Source organism: Flavobacterium notoginsengisoli (genome assembly GCF_014207905.1).
In the GTDB taxonomy this organism is placed as follows: domain Bacteria; phylum Bacteroidota; class Bacteroidia; order Flavobacteriales; family Flavobacteriaceae; genus Flavobacterium; species Flavobacterium notoginsengisoli_A.
This window is the reverse complement of record NZ_JACHLB010000006.1, coordinates 43,850-61,115: the sequence shown is the minus strand read 5'-3', so window position 1 is coordinate 61,115 and position 17,266 is coordinate 43,850. Positions and strand designations below refer to the sequence as shown.

Annotated in this window: 9 protein-coding genes; 4 read left to right on the top strand and 5 right to left on the bottom strand. The window is 32.8% G+C overall.

Annotated elements, in window-relative coordinates:
* Positions 1-184 precede the first annotated feature (184 nt).
* Positions 185-6,688, top strand: a complete 6,504-nt coding sequence (locus HNP35_RS17515; protein WP_184165632.1) for a carboxypeptidase-like regulatory domain-containing protein — start codon at positions 185-187, stop codon at positions 6,686-6,688.
* Between the two features lie 173 nt (positions 6,689-6,861).
* Here the strand turns inward: HNP35_RS17515 and HNP35_RS17510 are convergent, their stop codons facing one another.
* From HNP35_RS17510 to hpt, 5 genes are all read right to left on the bottom strand, one after another.
* Positions 6,862-9,006, bottom strand: coding sequence for a S46 family peptidase (locus HNP35_RS17510; RefSeq protein WP_184165636.1), 2,145 nt, complete (start codon positions 9,004-9,006; stop codon positions 6,862-6,864).
* Positions 9,007-9,317: 311 nt separating this feature from the next.
* Positions 9,318-10,319, bottom strand: a complete 1,002-nt coding sequence (gene obgE / locus HNP35_RS17505) for a GTPase ObgE (protein ID WP_184165639.1) — start codon at positions 10,317-10,319, stop codon at positions 9,318-9,320.
* 148 nt (positions 10,320-10,467) lie between these two features.
* Entirely contained in the window at positions 10,468-11,742 is a 1,275-nt protein-coding gene (locus HNP35_RS17500; RefSeq protein ID WP_184165642.1) for a hemolysin family protein, read from the bottom strand.
* 201 nt (positions 11,743-11,943) lie between these two features.
* Entirely contained in the window at positions 11,944-12,516 is a 573-nt protein-coding gene (locus HNP35_RS17495) for an adenylate kinase (RefSeq protein WP_109190676.1), read from the bottom strand.
* A gap of 66 nt (positions 12,517-12,582) precedes the next feature.
* Positions 12,583-13,113, bottom strand: coding sequence for a hypoxanthine phosphoribosyltransferase (hpt, locus tag HNP35_RS17490; RefSeq protein WP_184710824.1), 531 nt, complete (start codon positions 13,111-13,113; stop codon positions 12,583-12,585).
* Positions 13,114-13,301: 188 nt separating this feature from the next.
* Here hpt and HNP35_RS17485 point away from each other — a divergent pair, with 188 nt between their 5' ends.
* The 3 genes from HNP35_RS17485 (at position 13,302) to HNP35_RS17475 (ending at position 17,248) form a co-directional block, all read left to right on the top strand.
* Positions 13,302-14,582: a PQQ-dependent sugar dehydrogenase gene (locus tag HNP35_RS17485; RefSeq protein WP_184165645.1), complete on the top strand. Its 1,281-nt coding sequence runs from the start codon at positions 13,302-13,304 to the stop codon at positions 14,580-14,582.
* Between the two features lie 170 nt (positions 14,583-14,752).
* Complete coding sequence (locus HNP35_RS17480) at positions 14,753-15,136, top strand: hypothetical protein (protein WP_184165648.1); 384 nt, start codon at positions 14,753-14,755, stop codon at positions 15,134-15,136.
* A gap of 12 nt (positions 15,137-15,148) precedes the next feature.
* Positions 15,149-17,248, top strand: a complete 2,100-nt coding sequence (locus HNP35_RS17475; RefSeq protein ID WP_184165651.1) for a TonB-dependent receptor — start codon at positions 15,149-15,151, stop codon at positions 17,246-17,248.
* Positions 17,249-17,266: the final 18 nt, after the last annotated feature.

The following is a 17,266-nucleotide window of genomic DNA, read 5'->3' as shown; positions in this document are numbered from 1 at the left end:
CGGTTAATCGAAATAGCAAATAACTAATAAAACGCTGTAATTATTCTTCAAAAATAAGGAAATATAGAATGCTCTATTTGGTTTTGAAAATAAATTATTAATTTGTACGAAAATTATTTTAAAAACAATTTTTAATCTTCCAACCTTTTTCAAAATTTAATCATCTATAGATTAAAACTCTCTTATGAAAAATATATTATTTGTATTCTTATTGATTTCGTCTGCAATTTTTGGCCAGCAAAATGATAAAAAATGGGATAAAGTTATTGCTTTAGAAAACGAAGGAAAAGTAAAATCTGCAAATGAAATTGTCTCTGGCATTTACAAAAAAGCCGTTAGCCAAAAAGACGAAGTACAAATGATAAAATGCTTTTTCTACCAATCTAAGTACTTACAGGTTGTGGATGAAAATGCGCAAACTAAAATTATAAATAATCTTAAAGTAGATATTAGTCGTGTTTCTGTTCCTTCCAAATCAATTTTAACTTTGGTTTATGCCAAATGTTTATCCGATTATTATAGTCAAAATAATTATCAAATTAGAAGAAGGACCAATACAGATGAAAAGGATAATAATTTTCTAACTTGGACAGAAAGTAATTTTACTGCTGAGATTAACCAATCTCTAAAAAAATCATTAGAAAATGAGGAAGTTTTAAAAAACACGCCTTTAACGAAATACGAATCTCTTTTTGATTATTCTACCATAGAAAATTTCAAGAAACTAAGTCTTTACAATTATGCATTAGCAGAAAACATTGCTATTCTAACACAAAAAATTCGTTCTTGGGAAATTCAAAAAAGTGAATTTTCAACTTATAAAAAAGCTCTTTTAGGAAGCTCGAATGATTTTATAAACCTAAATTTTGATTTCGTTTCTAATGAAAATCTTAAAAAGGTTTTAGAACTTTATCAGAAACAAGAAAGCAATAATCCTTCAACAGAAAACATCTGGCAAAGAATTCAATTTGTTAAAAATTACACTGTCACAATCGATGAAGACTATATAAAAGTTTTGACAGCATTTCAAAAACAAATAAATGATGTAATTCTTATTCAAAACATTCAACTTGAAAAAGCAAACTATTTAGCCCAAAATGCATCAAAACACAATCATCCAGATTATAACATAAAAGCGATTGCTACTCTAGACAGTATTTTAAAAATAGAAAATAAATCTAATGCTTACAGACTGGCAGTTCAGCAAAAAGAATCGATTTTACGAAGATTTTTAAATGTACAGCTTCAAAAATATGCTTATGATAATGAAAACATACGAGGTTATGTTCGATATCAAAATGTTGAGAATCTCAAAATTTCATTCTATAAAATAAATCAGGCGCAAATTAAACAGATAAAAAACTTTAAGAAAGATAGTGTAGTTGATAATCTTTTGGCTATCAAAAAACCTATAACTACAAAAACTTATACGCTTCTGAATAAAAAAGATTATTACGAATATTCAACAGAGGTTTTACTTCCAAAACTAGAAACTGGTTCTTATTTGGTTTATTTTGAAAGTGAATCTGATTCTGAAGTTAAAAAAGCGATTGCATTTGAAACGATAACAGTTTCTAATTTAATTGTTTTAGGAAGTCAAACCGACAATTCTGAAAGTTATCAGGTTTTAGATCGAAAAAATGGAAAACCGTTGGAAAATGTAATTGTAAAAACAGCTTCTTTTTCGGCTAAAACCGACCTAAATGGAAATGCTGTTTTGGGTAAAACGAAAAATAACACTTATGCTTATGATGAACCTATTTCTTTCTATACCGAGAACGACACACTTTCTGTAAATAAAAATTATCTGTATTACAATAATGAATATGATGATCTGGACAATAAAGAGTTGCAATTCAATGCTAACGTAGAATTCTATCTCGACAGAGCAATCTATCGCCCTGGCCAAACGGTATATTATAAAGGAATTGCTGTACAAAAGTTAAAAGGCAAAGTTTCTGTCGTTCCTTACACTACATTTAAAATTATAGTTTCAGATGCAAATCAGAATGATTTTAAAAAATTTGATGTCACTACAAACGAATTTGGATCTTTTTCTGGAGAATTTACTTTACCCAAAACTGGACTTACAGGAACTTTTAACATCGAAGCAGACGAACCAGATGACTACGAAAAAGACAAAGCTTACGATAAAAATAAGGACGAACATCCATTTTGGGACAAGGTTATTTTCTCTCACTCCTCTTTAGATTTTAGCGTCGAAGAATATAAACGTCCTAAATTTGAAGTTAATTTTGATCCTACAAAAGATAGTTTCGAGCTTGAAAAATTGGCAAAAGTAAACGGAACGGCAAAAGCTTTTGCAGGAAGTAACATTTCTGATGCAAAAGTAACTTACACCGTTACAAGAAGTATCAGTTATTACAGAGGCTATTATTCTGGAGAGCAAAATGAAGTAATAAAAACTGGAGAAACCAAAACAGATGCTTCGGGAAAATTTACAATTGATTTTACTGCAATTCCTTTAAAAAATGCCGCAAAAGAAAAACTCCCTATTTTTTCTTATTTGATAAATGCTTCTGTAACGGATATTAACGGAGAAACGCACAACAGCCAAACTACATTGAAAGTAGGTTATCATGATTTAGAACTTAAAACAATCGTTAAAGATGCTATTTCAACCAAAAACAAAAATGATATTACGCTTACGAGCAAAAATTTAAACGGAGAAGCAAAAGCGGTTAAAGGCGAAGTAAAAATTTATTTTTTAAATCCAATTTCTACAAAATTTAAAACTAGAGTTTTTCCTCAGCCAGATATTGAAACTATTTCAGATTCGGAATTTGAGAAATTATTTCCTTATGAATCTAATTCAAAATTAAAGGACAAATCACCAGAAACTTTAATGTTTTCTAAAGAAGTAAATACGCAAACCGACAAAAATCTTCCTTTAGATTTTATCTCCAATTATCAATCAGGAAACTATAAAGTTGTTTTTTCGGCAAAAGATAGCTTTGGGAATTTAATTGAAAACACTTCTAATTTTAAAATAAAACAGAGCAAAGATCCATATGATACCAGCAAGTTATTTACAGCTGAACAATTAAATTCTGATGCAGCAAAAGATGGTTTTGTTTCAATAAAATTAAAATCTTTTATACCTGATTTATATATAATCGGGGCGGCAAATTTTGAAGGAAATATTTTCTCAGAAGAAACATATCATCTTGTAAATCATGAAACTGTAATTAAAATTCCGCTTAAAGAAGAATTTAAAAATGTTGTTACAATTAATTTTGAAAGTGTTTTTGAGAATGAAAGATTTGATAATATCCTTTCTGTCATTTTGAAAGCAGATAAACCAGAATTAAAATTTGATGTAGATACTTTTAGAAGCAAAATAGAACCCGGAAGCAACGAAAATTGGTCTTTTAAACTTACAGGTACATCTACAAAAAAAGAAGCCGAAGTTTTGGCAACGATGTATGATTCTTCTTTGGATCAATTCGCTACAAAAAACTGGGAAAGATGGACTGATTTCTACAACGGCGGAAGCATTTCTCGTGGTACAATTAGATCTGTTTTAGGAAATGATAAAACAAACACCTTGATTTCCAATTCCTCTTACACGCCAAAAGCAATAGAACTCAGAAATGAAAGCACTAAATTAATTTGGTTTGGATTTGATTTTAATAACGCCAACAGCAATGCACTTTATCTTCAAAGAGAATATCAAAGACAATTAACCAAAAAGATAAAGAAACCTTTGAATGCCAAAATGATTTCTGGAGTAATAACCGACAGTTATAAAATGGAAATTCCAGGCGTTTCTGTAACTATAAAAGGAACTCAAAGAAGCACAACAACCGATTTTGATGGTTATTACGAAATTGAAGCAAAAGAAAATGAAGAACTTGTTATTTCTTACATTGGCTTTGAAAGTAAAACCGTTACGGTTTCTAAGAACAAAAACATCAACATTACTTTAAAAGAAGAAACTTCACCTTTAGAAGAAGTTGTTGTAGTTGGTTACGGTGTTCAGAAAAAGAGTTCTTTAACAGGAGCTGTATCTCGAATGGTTGTTGAAGAAGATAATACCGTGTACAATACAGCTAGAGTTTCAGACGCATTATTAGGGAGAGTTGCAGGTGTTAGTGTAAGTGAAAGCAAAGTCATGATTAGAGGAAATGGATCGGCATCGAGCGCAAATCCTCCAATTTATGTAGTCGATGGCGTAATAGTAAGTAATATAGACAACATTCCTCCAAAAGATATTTTGTCTATCGATGTTTTAAAAGATCAAAAAGCAACCACTCTTTACGGAATCAGAGCTGCAAATGGTGTTATTATAATTACCACAAAAAAAGCATTAGAAGCATTAACTCAGGTAAAAGCAAGAAAAAATCTTTCTGAAACAGCTTTCTTTTATCCTAATCTTAAAACCGATTCTAAAGGAAATGTAAGTTTTAATTTTACTTCTCCCGAAGCGCTAACTGCATGGAAACTTCGCTTACTCGCGCACAATAAAGATGCTGTTTTAGGGTATTTGGAAAAGAATGTAATTACGCAGAAAGAACTAATGGTAATGCCTAATTTCCCAAGATTCTTTAGAGAAAAAGACACTATTGTAATCAGTGCTAAAATCTCAAATGTGAGTAATGAAGTGAGAACGGGAATTGCAAGCCTTCAATTTTTTGATGCCGTAACAATGCAACCAATTGATGCCAAAATGCTCAACGCAAAAAACATCAAAAACTTCACAGTTTCGGCGCATGGAAACACAACAGCAAACTGGACCGTTACAATTCCAGAAGGTTTACAAGGCGTTCAATATAAAATCGTTGCAAAAGCCGGTAACTTTTCAGACGGAGAAGAAAGTATTCTTCCAGTTCTAACCAATAATATGTTGGTTACAGAAAGTATTCCGATTTGGGTTCGCGAAAATTCTACAAAGGAATATACGTTTGAAAACTTAAAAAATAACAATTCGACGACTTTAAAAAATCATCAGTTTACTCTAGAATATACTTCAAATCCAACTTGGCTTGCGATTCAGTCTTTACCATATTTAATGGAATACGAACACGAATGTGCAGAACAGACTTTTGCACGTTATTATTCAAATGTTTTGGCTACGGAAATCATTTCTAGTAATCCGAAGATTGCAAATGTTTTTGAAACTTGGAGAAAAAACGGAAAACCAAATTCTAAATTAGAAGAAAACGAAGAATTAAAATCGCTTATTCTGGCAGAAACACCTTGGCTCAACGATGCTCAATCTGAAGATGAAAAGAAAAAAAATCTATCTCTTTTATTTGATTTAGAAAAAATGAAAACGTCTCAAGAAACTACTTTCGAAAAATTAAAACAAAAACAAAAATCATCTGGCGGATTTTCTTGGTTCGATGGAGGTCTGGAAAGCGAATATATTACCAGACATATTTTGGCAGGTTTAGGACATTTAGAAAAGTTAAGCAAAAACAATATTTCTAAAACTGATGAAATTAGCAAAACAGGAATTCCTTTTTTAGACAATAAATTTCTAGAATATCATAAAGCAAGAACAAAGAATCTAAAAGAAGTAAATAAATTAATCTGGATTAATCCGTATTCTGATTTGCATTATTTGTATACCAGAAGTTTTTATTTAGAAAAATATCCTTTGTCTGATACTTTGAAGAAAGTTTCAAAACTATATCTAGAAACTGCAAAAAAAGATTGGCTAGGTTATTCTATTTATGAAAAAGGATTAGCTGCTTTGACTTTAAATCGTTTTGGAGAAAAAGAAACTGCTAAGAAAATTATAGAAAGCTTAAAAGAAACATCATCAAACAATGAAGATTGGGGAATGTACTGGATTGCCAACAAAGCAGGTTGGTATTGGTATCAGGCTCCAATAGAAACTCAGGCTTTATTAATTGAGGCTTTCGCCGAAATTACGCAAGACGCCAAATCAGTCGATGCGATGAAAGTCTGGTTATTAAAAAACAAACAGACCAAAAACTGGCCAACAACAAAATCAACAACCGAAGCTATTTATGCTTTACTGATGCAAGGAACAGATTGGACTTCTGTAAAAGACAACACTGTTATAAAATTGGGTAATGAGAAAATCTTAACCAAAAAATTAGCCGAAAATGAAAAAGAAGCAGAAACCGGATACATCAAACTAAACTGGAAAACAGATGAAGTGAAGAAAGAAATGGCATCCATCAAAATTCAAAACAAATCTAAAGTTGCAGGATTTGGAGGTGTTTATTGGCAATATTTTGAAGATTTGGATAAAATCAAAAATAACTCTGGAGTCGTTTTATCTGTTTCGAAAGAATTGTATTTGAAGAAAAACACTTTAAAAGGTGATGAATTACAAAAGATAACAAACAACAATTCTTTAAAAACAGGAGATTTAGTTACAGTTCGTTTGATCATTACTGCCAAAGAAGATTCAGAATATATTCATCTAAAAGATATGAGAGCTTCTTGTTTCGAACCTGTAAATGTACTTTCTGAATATCAATACAAAGATGGTTTAGGATATTATATGAGTACAAAAGATGCAGCAACGAATTTTTTCTTTGATCAAATCAATAAAGGAACTTATGTTTTAGAATATGATATCCGAGTAAACAATAGCGGTGAATTCTCAAACGGAATTACAACAATACAAAGTATGTATGCACCTGAATTTGCAAGTCATACAAAAGGGATAAGAGTTAAAGTTAATTAATAAAACTCAATTTTAAAATTCCAAATTCCAAAGAAATTAGATAAAAAAAACCTAACAGTTTTAATCCTGTTAGGTTTTGAATTTTTATTTTACATCGAACTATATAATCCCAATAGTTTCCATTTTTTGAGAATTTGGAATTTAGGATTTATAAATTGGAATTTAAAATAAGATTATTTAGCAATCGTCAATTCGTTGATAATGTTTTTCGCTCCTGCGTATTTGTCAATAATCCAAAGAACGTAACGAATATCAACGTTGATTGTTCTTTGTAAATTAGAATCAAAAATAACGTCACCAGCCATAGCTTCGATGTTTCCGTCAAAAGCAATTCCGATTAATTCTCCTTTTCCGTTAAGAACTGGCGAACCTGAATTTCCTCCTGTAATATCGTTATCTGTCAAGAAGTTTACTGGCATATATCCTGCTTTGTCAGCATATTGACCGAAATCTTTTTTCTTGTTTAATTCTAAAAGGCGAGCTGGTAAGTCAAATTCTTGATCTCCTGCTTTGTATTTTTTAACCATACTTTCCATTGTCGTATAGTTATTGATTTTAGCATCGTTACGAGGATCTGCTGGTAAAGCACGAACTTTTCCGTAAGTCAATCTCAAAGTAGAGTTTGCATCTGGATATTTAATTGCGTTCAATTTAGATTCTCTTAAACCTTCAACCAATTTACGGAAAGCCGTTGCAAAACCATCATCAGCTTTTGCCTGATCATCTGTTTTTGCACGGTATTTTGTCATCAAATCATTAGATATAATATACAAAGGATCGTGTACAATTGCCAATGGTTTTGGATCTGCTAAAAATCCTAATACTTTTTCTTTAGAAGTAAAGTAACTTTGTTCTGTCGCTTTTGCTACATCAGCAGTAAAATCGCCATTGTTGGCTGTTTTCATTTTTGCAATTTCTGGAGCAAGTCCGTACTCAGCAGCTTTAGAAGCGTATAAATTTAATTGTGCAGTTAAAACATCTTTTTCTAACGGCGCATAAAACTCACCGTAGATTGATTCAACCATTGCATTAATCTTAGGAAGCATTTCTGCTTTCTTAGCATCATTTTCTTTATAGTATGCAATCAAAGCATTTCCTAAACTAGCAGGTCCGCTTGCGTAACTAGAAGTACGTAAAAGCTGAATCAAATAGTTATCGTGACGCGCTTTTAAGTTTGTTTCTCTGTAATAATCGTTGATTGTTGGAATTACATTCTCGTATTTTTCTTTATTAGCAGGTTTACTTGCCCACTCATAAAATTTATCTTCTTGTGCTGCTTTAGTATCAACCGTTCCCGCTTTTGTTAAAGCATCGATCATACCTTGACGGTTTTTCCAGTAATTTGCAGTCGAAGCATATTTAGAAGCGTACTGTAAACGAACAGTTGCATCTTTATCCATATACTTTTTCATTACGTCCATTCCGGTTTTTGCACCTTCAACCCAAGCAGGGTAAGCATATTTAATGTTTTGCTCGATTCCTCCAGCTGGCATCCAACGGTTTGTTCTTCCTGGATACCCTAAGATCATAGCAAAATCATTTTCTTTTACACCTTTTAAACTAACTGGTAAATAATGCTTTGGTTTCAAAGGCACATTGTCTTTTGAGTAAGCCGCAGGATTTCCATCTTTATCTGCATAAACTCTAAACATGGAGAAATCTCCAGTTTGACGAGGCCATTCCCAGTTGTCCGTATCTCCACCAAATTTACCAACGCTTTCTGGCGGTGTTCCCACTAAACGAACGTCTGTGTAATCTTGGTAAACAAAATAGTAATATTCATTTCCTTGAAAGAAAGGACGAACAGAAACCGTATATTTTCCGTTTTCACTATTTTCTTTTTCAATCAAAGCGATTTCCTGTTGAATTACTTTGTTTCTTTCCGTTTCGGTCATTTGATCGTTTACTTTAGATAAAATTCTTTTAGAAACATCATCCATACGAACGAAGAAACGAACAAACAAAGATTTTGGCTTCATTTCCTGACTACGATCTTTAGCCCAGAAACCATCTTTTAAATAGTTTTGTTCTGCTGACGAAAGTTCAGCAATTGCGCTATAACCACAGTGGTGATTTGTCAATACCAATCCAGTATTCGAAACGATTTCTGCTGTACATCCACCATTGAATTGTACAATCGCATCTTTTAAACTATGATTATTGATACTGTAAATTTCTTCGGCTGTCAATTGCAAGCCCATTTTTTCCATATCTCTATGGTTCAATCTTTCGATAAACATCAAAAACCACATTCCTTCATCGGCTCTCATAGGGAAAGCCATAAGGCACATGGTCAAGAATAAAATTACTTTTTTCATGTTATTTTGTTTAAGTGATGCGAATATAGCTCATTTTGACAATTATCTCACTCAAAACAAATTCAAAATTGCACATGTTTTCGATTTTTTAGTCTTTTATTAAGAATTTAACACAAAAGCAGGACGCGGATTAAACAGATTCGCTATCGCGAAAACGCGGATTTGAACTGATTTTTTTAAAATCCGTGTTTATCCGCGACTTTACGAAGTAAATCCGTTTCATCCGCGTTCTTAATGTCATTATTTATGAGAAACAAAAAAGGTATTCTGAAAAACAGAATACCTTTTTTAAAATTGTATAAAAATCTAATTTACTCGTTAAGCATTTTCCAAAGTCTGTCTTTCAAATCGGTCAAACCTTGTTGTGCAACAGACGAAATAAACATATAGGGAACATCTTTGAAAGTCACATCTAATTCTGCTTTCAATTCTGCTTTTAGTTCGTCATCCAGCATATCGCATTTTGAGATTACAACCAAACGTTCTTTGTCCAACATTTCTGGATTGTATTTGGTTAATTCGTTAACCAAAATATCATATTCTGCTCTAATATCTGTCGCATCAGCAGGAACTAAGAATAATAATGTTGAATTACGCTCAATATGACGTAAGAAATAATGCCCCAAACCTTTTCCTTCTGCAGCGCCTTCAATAATTCCAGGAATATCAGCAATTACAAAAGATTGAAAATCTCTGTACGCTACGATTCCTAAATTTGGTTTTAAAGTGGTAAAAGGATAATCGGCAATTTTTGGTTTTGCTGAAGTTAAAACAGACAATAAAGTAGATTTTCCCGCATTTGGGAAACCAACTAAACCAACATCTGCTAGAACTTTCAATTCTAAAATTACGTCCATTTCTACACCAAGCAATCCTGGCTGTGCATAACGAGGTGTTTGATTTGTTGAACTTCTAAAATGCCAGTTTCCTAAACCTCCCTTACCTCCTTTTGCAAGAATCTTTTTTTCTCCGTCTTCAGTAATTTCAAAAAGTGTTTCACCCGTTTCTTTGTCTTTTACAACAGTTCCTAGTGGCACTTCAATAATTTTATCTTCTCCGTCTGCTCCTGTACTTCTGTCAGAACCTCCGTCTCCACCGTGTCCAGCTTTAACGTGACGTGCAAACTTTAAGTGAAATAATGTCCAGAGTCCTTTATTCCCAACTAAATACACATGTCCGCCTCGACCTCCATCTCCTCCGTCGGGACCACCTTTTTCAATAAATTTCTCTCTATGTAAATGCGTAGATCCTTTTCCTCCTTTTCCGGAAGAAACATATATCTTAACGTAATCTACAAAATTTCCTTCTGTCATTTTTCTAAGTATTCAGTCGCAGTCGCAGTTTTCAGTATGCAATGTGACCGAAAACTTTAACTGAAAACTATAATTTATTTTTATTCAATTTTAGTCAAAATTTCCAGCGCAAACTGCGACTGTAAACTGTGACTGTAAACTTTATTTTTTATTCTTTCAATGCTCTTACAAGCACTTTATCAATCTTAACGCCGTCCATGTCGATCACTTCAAGGACAAATTTCTGCCAAACTAACTTTTCTCCTTCTTTTGGAATATGAGAAAGCTCCGTCATAATCATTCCGCTTACGGTGTTTACTTCGTAATCGTTTGTTAATTCGTCTAACTCGAAATACGTTAAGAAATCGTGTAACGAATAATGTCCGTCAACCAGCCATGAACCGTCTTCTCTTTCTATAAGCTGAAATTCATCTTTGTAAAATTCTGATGCATCTCCAACTAAAGCTTCTAGAATATCATTCAACGTAATCATACCTTGAAAAACGCCATATTCATCTGAAACTAAAGCGTAATGAATTCCTGTTTTCTTGAAGTTTTCCAAAGCTTTATAAGCCGTAGTCTGCTCCATTAAATAAGGCGCATCAGTTATAATCGACGAAAAATCGAAATTATCGTTTTCAATATTCGCAAATATATTTTTTAGAGTTGCAACTCCAACTATATCATCATAGTTATCATTGTAAACCGGATAAACGGCGTGTAAATCCTGAACAACCAATTCTTTAATTTTAGCTTTATCTGCTTTTAAAGGCAACATGTCAACCGATTTACGGTGTGTCATTAACGAACTTACTTTTCTATCTCCAATATGGAAAACACGTTCCACAATATCTTGTTCAATTTCCTGAACTTCACCAACTTCGGTTCCTTCTTTAATGATGGCTTTAATTTCTTCTTCGGTTACTTTTCCGTCAGCGGTTGGTTTGATCTGAAAAACATTCAACAAGAAATCTGTTGAAGAAGTTAACAGCCAAATAAAAGGCGCCGTGATAATCGAAATGACTTTCATTGGCATTGCTACCATTTTAGCAATTGCTTCCGGATAATTTAATCCGATTCGTTTTGGAAGTAATTCTCCTAAAACCAATGAGAAGAAAGTTAAAACTACAACCACAATTCCAACTGCGATGGAATGTGCGTAAGGTTTTAATACTGCAAAACCTGCTACAAAAACCTCAACATCTGCAGTAATTTTATCTCCAGAATAAATACCTGTCAAAATACCGATTAAGGTAATTCCGATTTGAACTGTAGATAAAAACTTGTTTGGGGAATTGGCTAGATCGAGTGCTGTTTTAGCACTTTTATTTCCTTTTTTCGCAGCGGTTTCAAGCCTGTTTTTACGGGCCGAAATCAAAGCGATTTCAGACATGGAGAAAACTCCGTTTAGTAGAATTAGAAAAAATATTATTAGTATTTCCAATTGATAGGGGATTCGTTATAAAATAGTCTCGTTATTGTAATTTGTAATCGTAATCTAAATAGCCCAGATGGAAGTGAATAGCCCGGAGCTAAAAAAACTAATTTTTCCTGCCAGAAAACAGCGACTGAAAGAAGCTCGTTTTATGGTTTGGAAAAATAGTTTTTTTAGCGAGGACTAGTAACGTACAGCTGGAAAAAGCTTCTACAAATTATCTATAACTGACGTTAAGCGCTCTGTAATATCTTTTATTTCTCCGATACCGTTTACAGCGTGAAATTTATTCTGTGCTTTATAGTAATCGATTAACGGAGCTGTTTTTTCATTGTATTCCTGATATCTCACACGAATTTTTTCTTCGTCCTGATCATCTGCTCTTCCGCTTGTTTTTCCTCTTTCTAATAGACGTGCTACTAAAATTTCGTCATCAGCTTCTAAAGCGATTGTTGCTGTTACGCTAGAACCAATTGTTGGCAAAAATTTATCTAAAGCTTCTGCCTGATTGATTGTTCTTGGGTAACCGTCGAACAAAAATCCTGCTGTATCAGGGTGTTTTTTTACCTCATCAATTAACATTGCAGTTGTTACTTCGCAAGGAACTAATTCTCCATTGTCCATAAAAACTCTTGCTTTTTTTCCTAGTTCAGTATCATTTTTTAAATTGAAACGAAAAATATCTCCTGTTGAAAGGTGTGTTAAATTGTATTTTTCTTTTAAAAATTCTGCCTGAGTTCCTTTTCCTGCACCAGGCTTTCCAAATAAAACGATGTTAATCATAATTGAAATGAGTGTTGTTACTTCTGTCTTTCAGAAGTTTTAAAATGAATATATAGTTGTGTTTTGTTATTCTGCTAATTTGTAAATCTCAGTTAGGTTTCGCCCTAAACCATCGTAGTCTAAACCATAACCGACAATAAATTTGTTCGGAATACGAATTCCGATATAATCTATTTTAATGTCTTTTTTATATGCTTCTGGTTTAAAGAACAATGTTGCAATTTTAAAATGCTTTACATTTTGTGCTTTAAACAAATGCTTCAATTCTTCGATTGTGTTTCCGGTATCGATAATATCTTCAATGATAATTACGGTTCTTCCAGACAAATCCTGATTGATTCCGATTAATTCTTTAACCGAATTTGTTGTTTCAGTTCCTTCATACGATGCCATTTTGATAAATGAAACCTCGCATGGCTTTTTATATTTTTTCAGAAAATCTGACACGACCATAAAAGCACCATTCAAAACTCCAATAAAAATTGGTGTATGATCTCCAAAATCGTCTTCTACCTGAGCCACTAATTTGGTTAAAGCAAAATCAATTTCTTTAGCCGAAATAAACGGAACAAATTGTTTATCGTGAAGTTGTATCATTATTTTTCTTTTTAAAATAATGGACAAAGATACAGAATTAGAACTTAACAGCTTACATCAAAATGGACTGTATCTATATTATTTTTTCACGAATGTTAAATATCAGTTAATATTTACAAAGCAGTCTTTTAGGCTATTTTAAATTTGAGTAAATTGTTATGATATAATTATTTAACTCCAAAAAACCAATGAAAAAATCGTTAATCCTGTTTTCAATTCCGTTATTAGCTTTAATGACTTCCTGCAACGGACAAGTAAAAAAAGAAGAAAAAGAAGCACTTGCCAAACAGCCGGGAAATGTTGTAAAAACGGCTATCGGAGACATTACACTTCCTCCTCCCTACGCAACTGAATCAAAAACAAAGAACAGTAAAGTTATAGGCTGGCCGGAAGGCAAAACACCAAAAGCACCGGAAGGTTTTACAGTTACAAAATTTGCCGACGGATTTAGCAATCCACGTTGGAGTTATATCGGTCCGAACAATGATATTTTTGTTGTTGAAAGCGGAACCAGAACAAGCAAAAACCAAATTATAGTTTTGCGCGACAAGGATAAAGACGGAAAATATGAAACTCGCGAAGTTTTTATTTCTGGTTTAAACAGACCTTTGGGAATGCTAATTCTTAAAGACTTTTTTTACATTGCAAATACTGATGGACTTTACCGTTATCCATATAAAAATGCTCCTTTAAAATTAGAAACTCAGGGAACTAAAATTGTCGAACTTCCTGCTGGCGGATACAACAATCACTGGACAAGAAGTTTGCTTGCAAATCCTGAAGGAACAAAAATTTATATTGGTGTTGGTTCAGGAAGTAATGTTGGAGAAAACGGAATGGATAAAGAAATTCGCCGTGCGGCAATTTTAGAAATTAATCCTGATGGAACCAGCGAAAAAATTTATGCGGAAGGCCTTAGAAACCCAATGGGAATGGATTGGAATCCAGCCAACAAAAAAGAACTTTGGACAGCGGTAAATGAAAGAGATGAACTTGGCGATGATTTGGTTCCAGATTATATTACGAGTGTAAAAAGAGGCGGTTTTTATGGATGGCCTTATTCGTATTTTGGAAGTATTCCTGATCCAAGATGGAAAGACAAAGGCGAACCAAAAGATTTGATAAAAAGAGCTATTGTTCCCGATGTTCCGGTTGGTGCGCACACTGCTTCTTTAGGATTGGCTTTTTACACTAAAGATGCTTTTCCTGCAAAATACAGAAATGGCGCTTTTGTAGGTCAGCATGGTTCCTGGAACCGATCTGTAATTTCGGGTTACAAAGTATTGTTTGTTCCTTTTAAAGATGGAAAACCTTCAGGAAAGCCAGAAGATTTTTTAACTGGTTTTATTTCTGATAATGATAAAGCGGAAGTTTACGGACGTCCGGTTGCGGTTACTGTTATGAATGATGGATCGCTTTTGGTAAATGATGATAGCGGAAATACGATTTGGAAGGTAACAACTAAATAAAATTCCAATTTTTGAAATTCCAAATTCCAATCTGTAAAAAGATTTTTAAACACATAGAGACATAGATTTTTGTTTAAAAAGAAGTTACTTGAAAACTCGAAACGCCTTTTTTGCCTCAATCAATGACTATGTTTCTATGTGTTAAAATAAAACTACAATCAAAACTTAATATGAAAAGAACGCTTTATATTGCGATAATAATTCTAATTCCTAATCTGTTTTTTGCTCAAATTTATAAAGCGAAATTAATAGATTACAATACAAGTAAAACTCCTGCATATTGTAGTTCCCAAAAATCATATGGTTTATTAAAATTTGAATTACAAGAAAAAAGTCATATAAAAGGTGAAGTTGTATTTATTATACAAGAATGTCCTAGAGAATTAATGGATAAAGTTGGTAAATACAAAAACGACTCTATTTACACTATTAAAATTGAAAATCAAGCAGATAAAAAATTAAGTAAAATAGGATCTGAAATTTGTAAGAGAGATTATCCTAAAGACAAAACAAACAGATTTTGGCTTGGATATATAAACATTGATCACAAATAACATCGCCCTTTTATGATTTTAAAAAAGTATTTCCTTCTTTCTGTTCTTTTTATTTCTAAAAATAGTTTGGCACAAGAAAAGAAAATCCAAAATATTGATTCTACCAAAACTCAAAAACTAAACGAGGTTTTAATTAGTCCACTTCATATTAATCGGGATTTACAGAATAGCCCTGCTTCTATTGGCGTTTTATCTGAAAAAGAATTGCTTCGAAATAACGCTACAGATATTAGCAATGTTATCAATACGATTCCGGGCGTTTTTATGCAATCTTCGAATATCACAACAACCCGAATTTCGATTCGTGGAATTGGTGCAAGAACACCCTACGGAACAAATAAAATCAGGGCTTTTTATGGAAATATTCCACTGACATCTGGAAACAGCGAAACGGTTATTGACGATATTGATCTTCAAAACATTAATCAAATTGAAGTAATAAAAGGTCCGCTTTCGAGTATTTACGGTGCGGGTTTAGGTGGAGCAATTTTGATTTCGCCTCAAACATTTAATAAAGGAAATTATCAAACCCAAATCAGTTCTGTTTTTGGCTCTTTTGGTTTATTGAAAAACAGAGTTGGTTTTAATTTGAATAAAAAAAGTGCTTCTTTAAATCTGAGTTATCACAATTTAAAAACCGACGGTTGGCGCGAAAACAGCGCTTACAATCGCGAAGGAATTACGCTTGGCGGAGAATTATTCAGAAAGAAAAACAGCAAGTTGACGTACTTTTCCAATTACACTTATTTGAAAGCATACATTCCGAGTTCGATTAATAAAAGCACTTTTGAGAATAATCCGCAGGCAGGCGCACCAACTTGGGTTGCTTCACAAGGTTTTAAAGAATATAAATCGACTTTGGCAGGATTGGCTTATGATTTTTCAATTAATGAAAATTTAAAAAATTCAACTTCCATTTTTATCAATTATAAAGACAGCAACGAACCAAGACCTTTTGATATTTTACGTCAATATACTTTTGCTTCTGGCGCTAGAACGCAGTTTTCGGGAGATTTTAAAATCGGAAAAATCAAAAATCAATTTATTGCCGGTCTGGAATATTTCAGAGATAATTATAGCGGAAATACATTTCAAAACTTATATCAGCAAAATAATGGAAATGGAAGTTTGCAAGGCGATCAACTTACAGCAACCGATCAAAAAAGAGATTTTTACAATATTTTTTCTCAAATCAGGACTTTACTTTCGGAACATTTTGAAATTCAGGCGGGTTTGAATTATAACAAAACAAAATTTGATTTGCAGAATGATTTTCCCGCTTCCGCGAATAATCCAACGGAACATTATAGTTATGATGGAATTTTTTCGCCTCAGCTTTCTTTTCTCTATAAGCCAAATGAAGTTCGGACATTTTACTTTTCAGTAAGCCGCGGATTTTCTCTTCCAGCAACCGAAGAAACTTTAACCTCAACAGGAAATATAAATCGCAACATTAAACCCGAAACAGGCTATAATTTCGAATTGGGCGGAAAACTGCATTTTTTCAATAAAAAACTCTACACCGAAATTGCCATTTACCGAATGGAAATTAAAGATTTATTGGTTGCCAAAAGAATCGGAGACGATCAATACGAAGGTGTAAATGCCGGAAAAACTTTTCATGAAGGAATTGAAATTTCTCTAAATCACAATTGGCCAATCAATCGTGTTTTTACTTTAAACTCTTATGTTGGAACTTCCATCGGAAATTATGAATTCAAAGAATTTGTTGATAACGGAAATGATTTCTCTGGAAATAAACTCACCGGAGTTCCTGCCAATACCGCAAGCGCTGGTTTTACTTTAAACACAAATTCAGGATTTTATTTTACTGCCGATTTCCAGTTTACAGATAAAATTCCGATGAACGATTCCAATGCCGATTATTCCGATTCTTATTCGCTTCTGAATTTAAAAACAGGTTATCAATTTGAAATTCTTTCAGGTTTAAAAGCTCATCTTGATGCAGGAATTAATAATGTCATGAACGAAAAATACGCTTCAATGATTTTGACAAACGCAACAGCCGTTGGAAATGCGCAACCTAGATTTTATTATCCTGGACTACCTGTAAACTTTTACGGAATTATCTCATTAAATTACGTATTTTAGCCAAGTAATTAAATACTT

What these genes read in the sequence shown, in the direction of transcription:
- HNP35_RS17515 (WP_184165632.1), top strand. Translation starts at nt 185, where the DNA reads ATGAAAAATATATTATTTGTATTCTTATTGATTTCGTCTGCAATTTTT.
- HNP35_RS17510 (WP_184165636.1), bottom strand. Translation starts at nt 9,006, where the DNA reads ATGAAAAAAGTAATTTTATTCTTGACCATGTGCCTTATGGCTTTCCCT.
- obgE (WP_184165639.1), bottom strand. Translation starts at nt 10,319, where the DNA reads ATGACAGAAGGAAATTTTGTAGATTACGTTAAGATATATGTTTCTTCC.
- HNP35_RS17495 (WP_109190676.1), bottom strand. Translation starts at nt 12,516, where the DNA reads ATGATTAACATCGTTTTATTTGGAAAGCCTGGTGCAGGAAAAGGAACT.
- hpt (WP_184710824.1), bottom strand. Translation starts at nt 13,113, where the DNA reads ATGATACAACTTCACGATAAACAATTTGTTCCGTTTATTTCGGCTAAA.
- HNP35_RS17485 (WP_184165645.1), top strand. Translation starts at nt 13,302, where the DNA reads ATGAAAAAATCGTTAATCCTGTTTTCAATTCCGTTATTAGCTTTAATG.
- HNP35_RS17480 (WP_184165648.1), top strand. Translation starts at nt 14,753, where the DNA reads ATGAAAAGAACGCTTTATATTGCGATAATAATTCTAATTCCTAATCTG.
- HNP35_RS17475 (WP_184165651.1), top strand. Translation starts at nt 15,149, where the DNA reads ATGATTTTAAAAAAGTATTTCCTTCTTTCTGTTCTTTTTATTTCTAAA.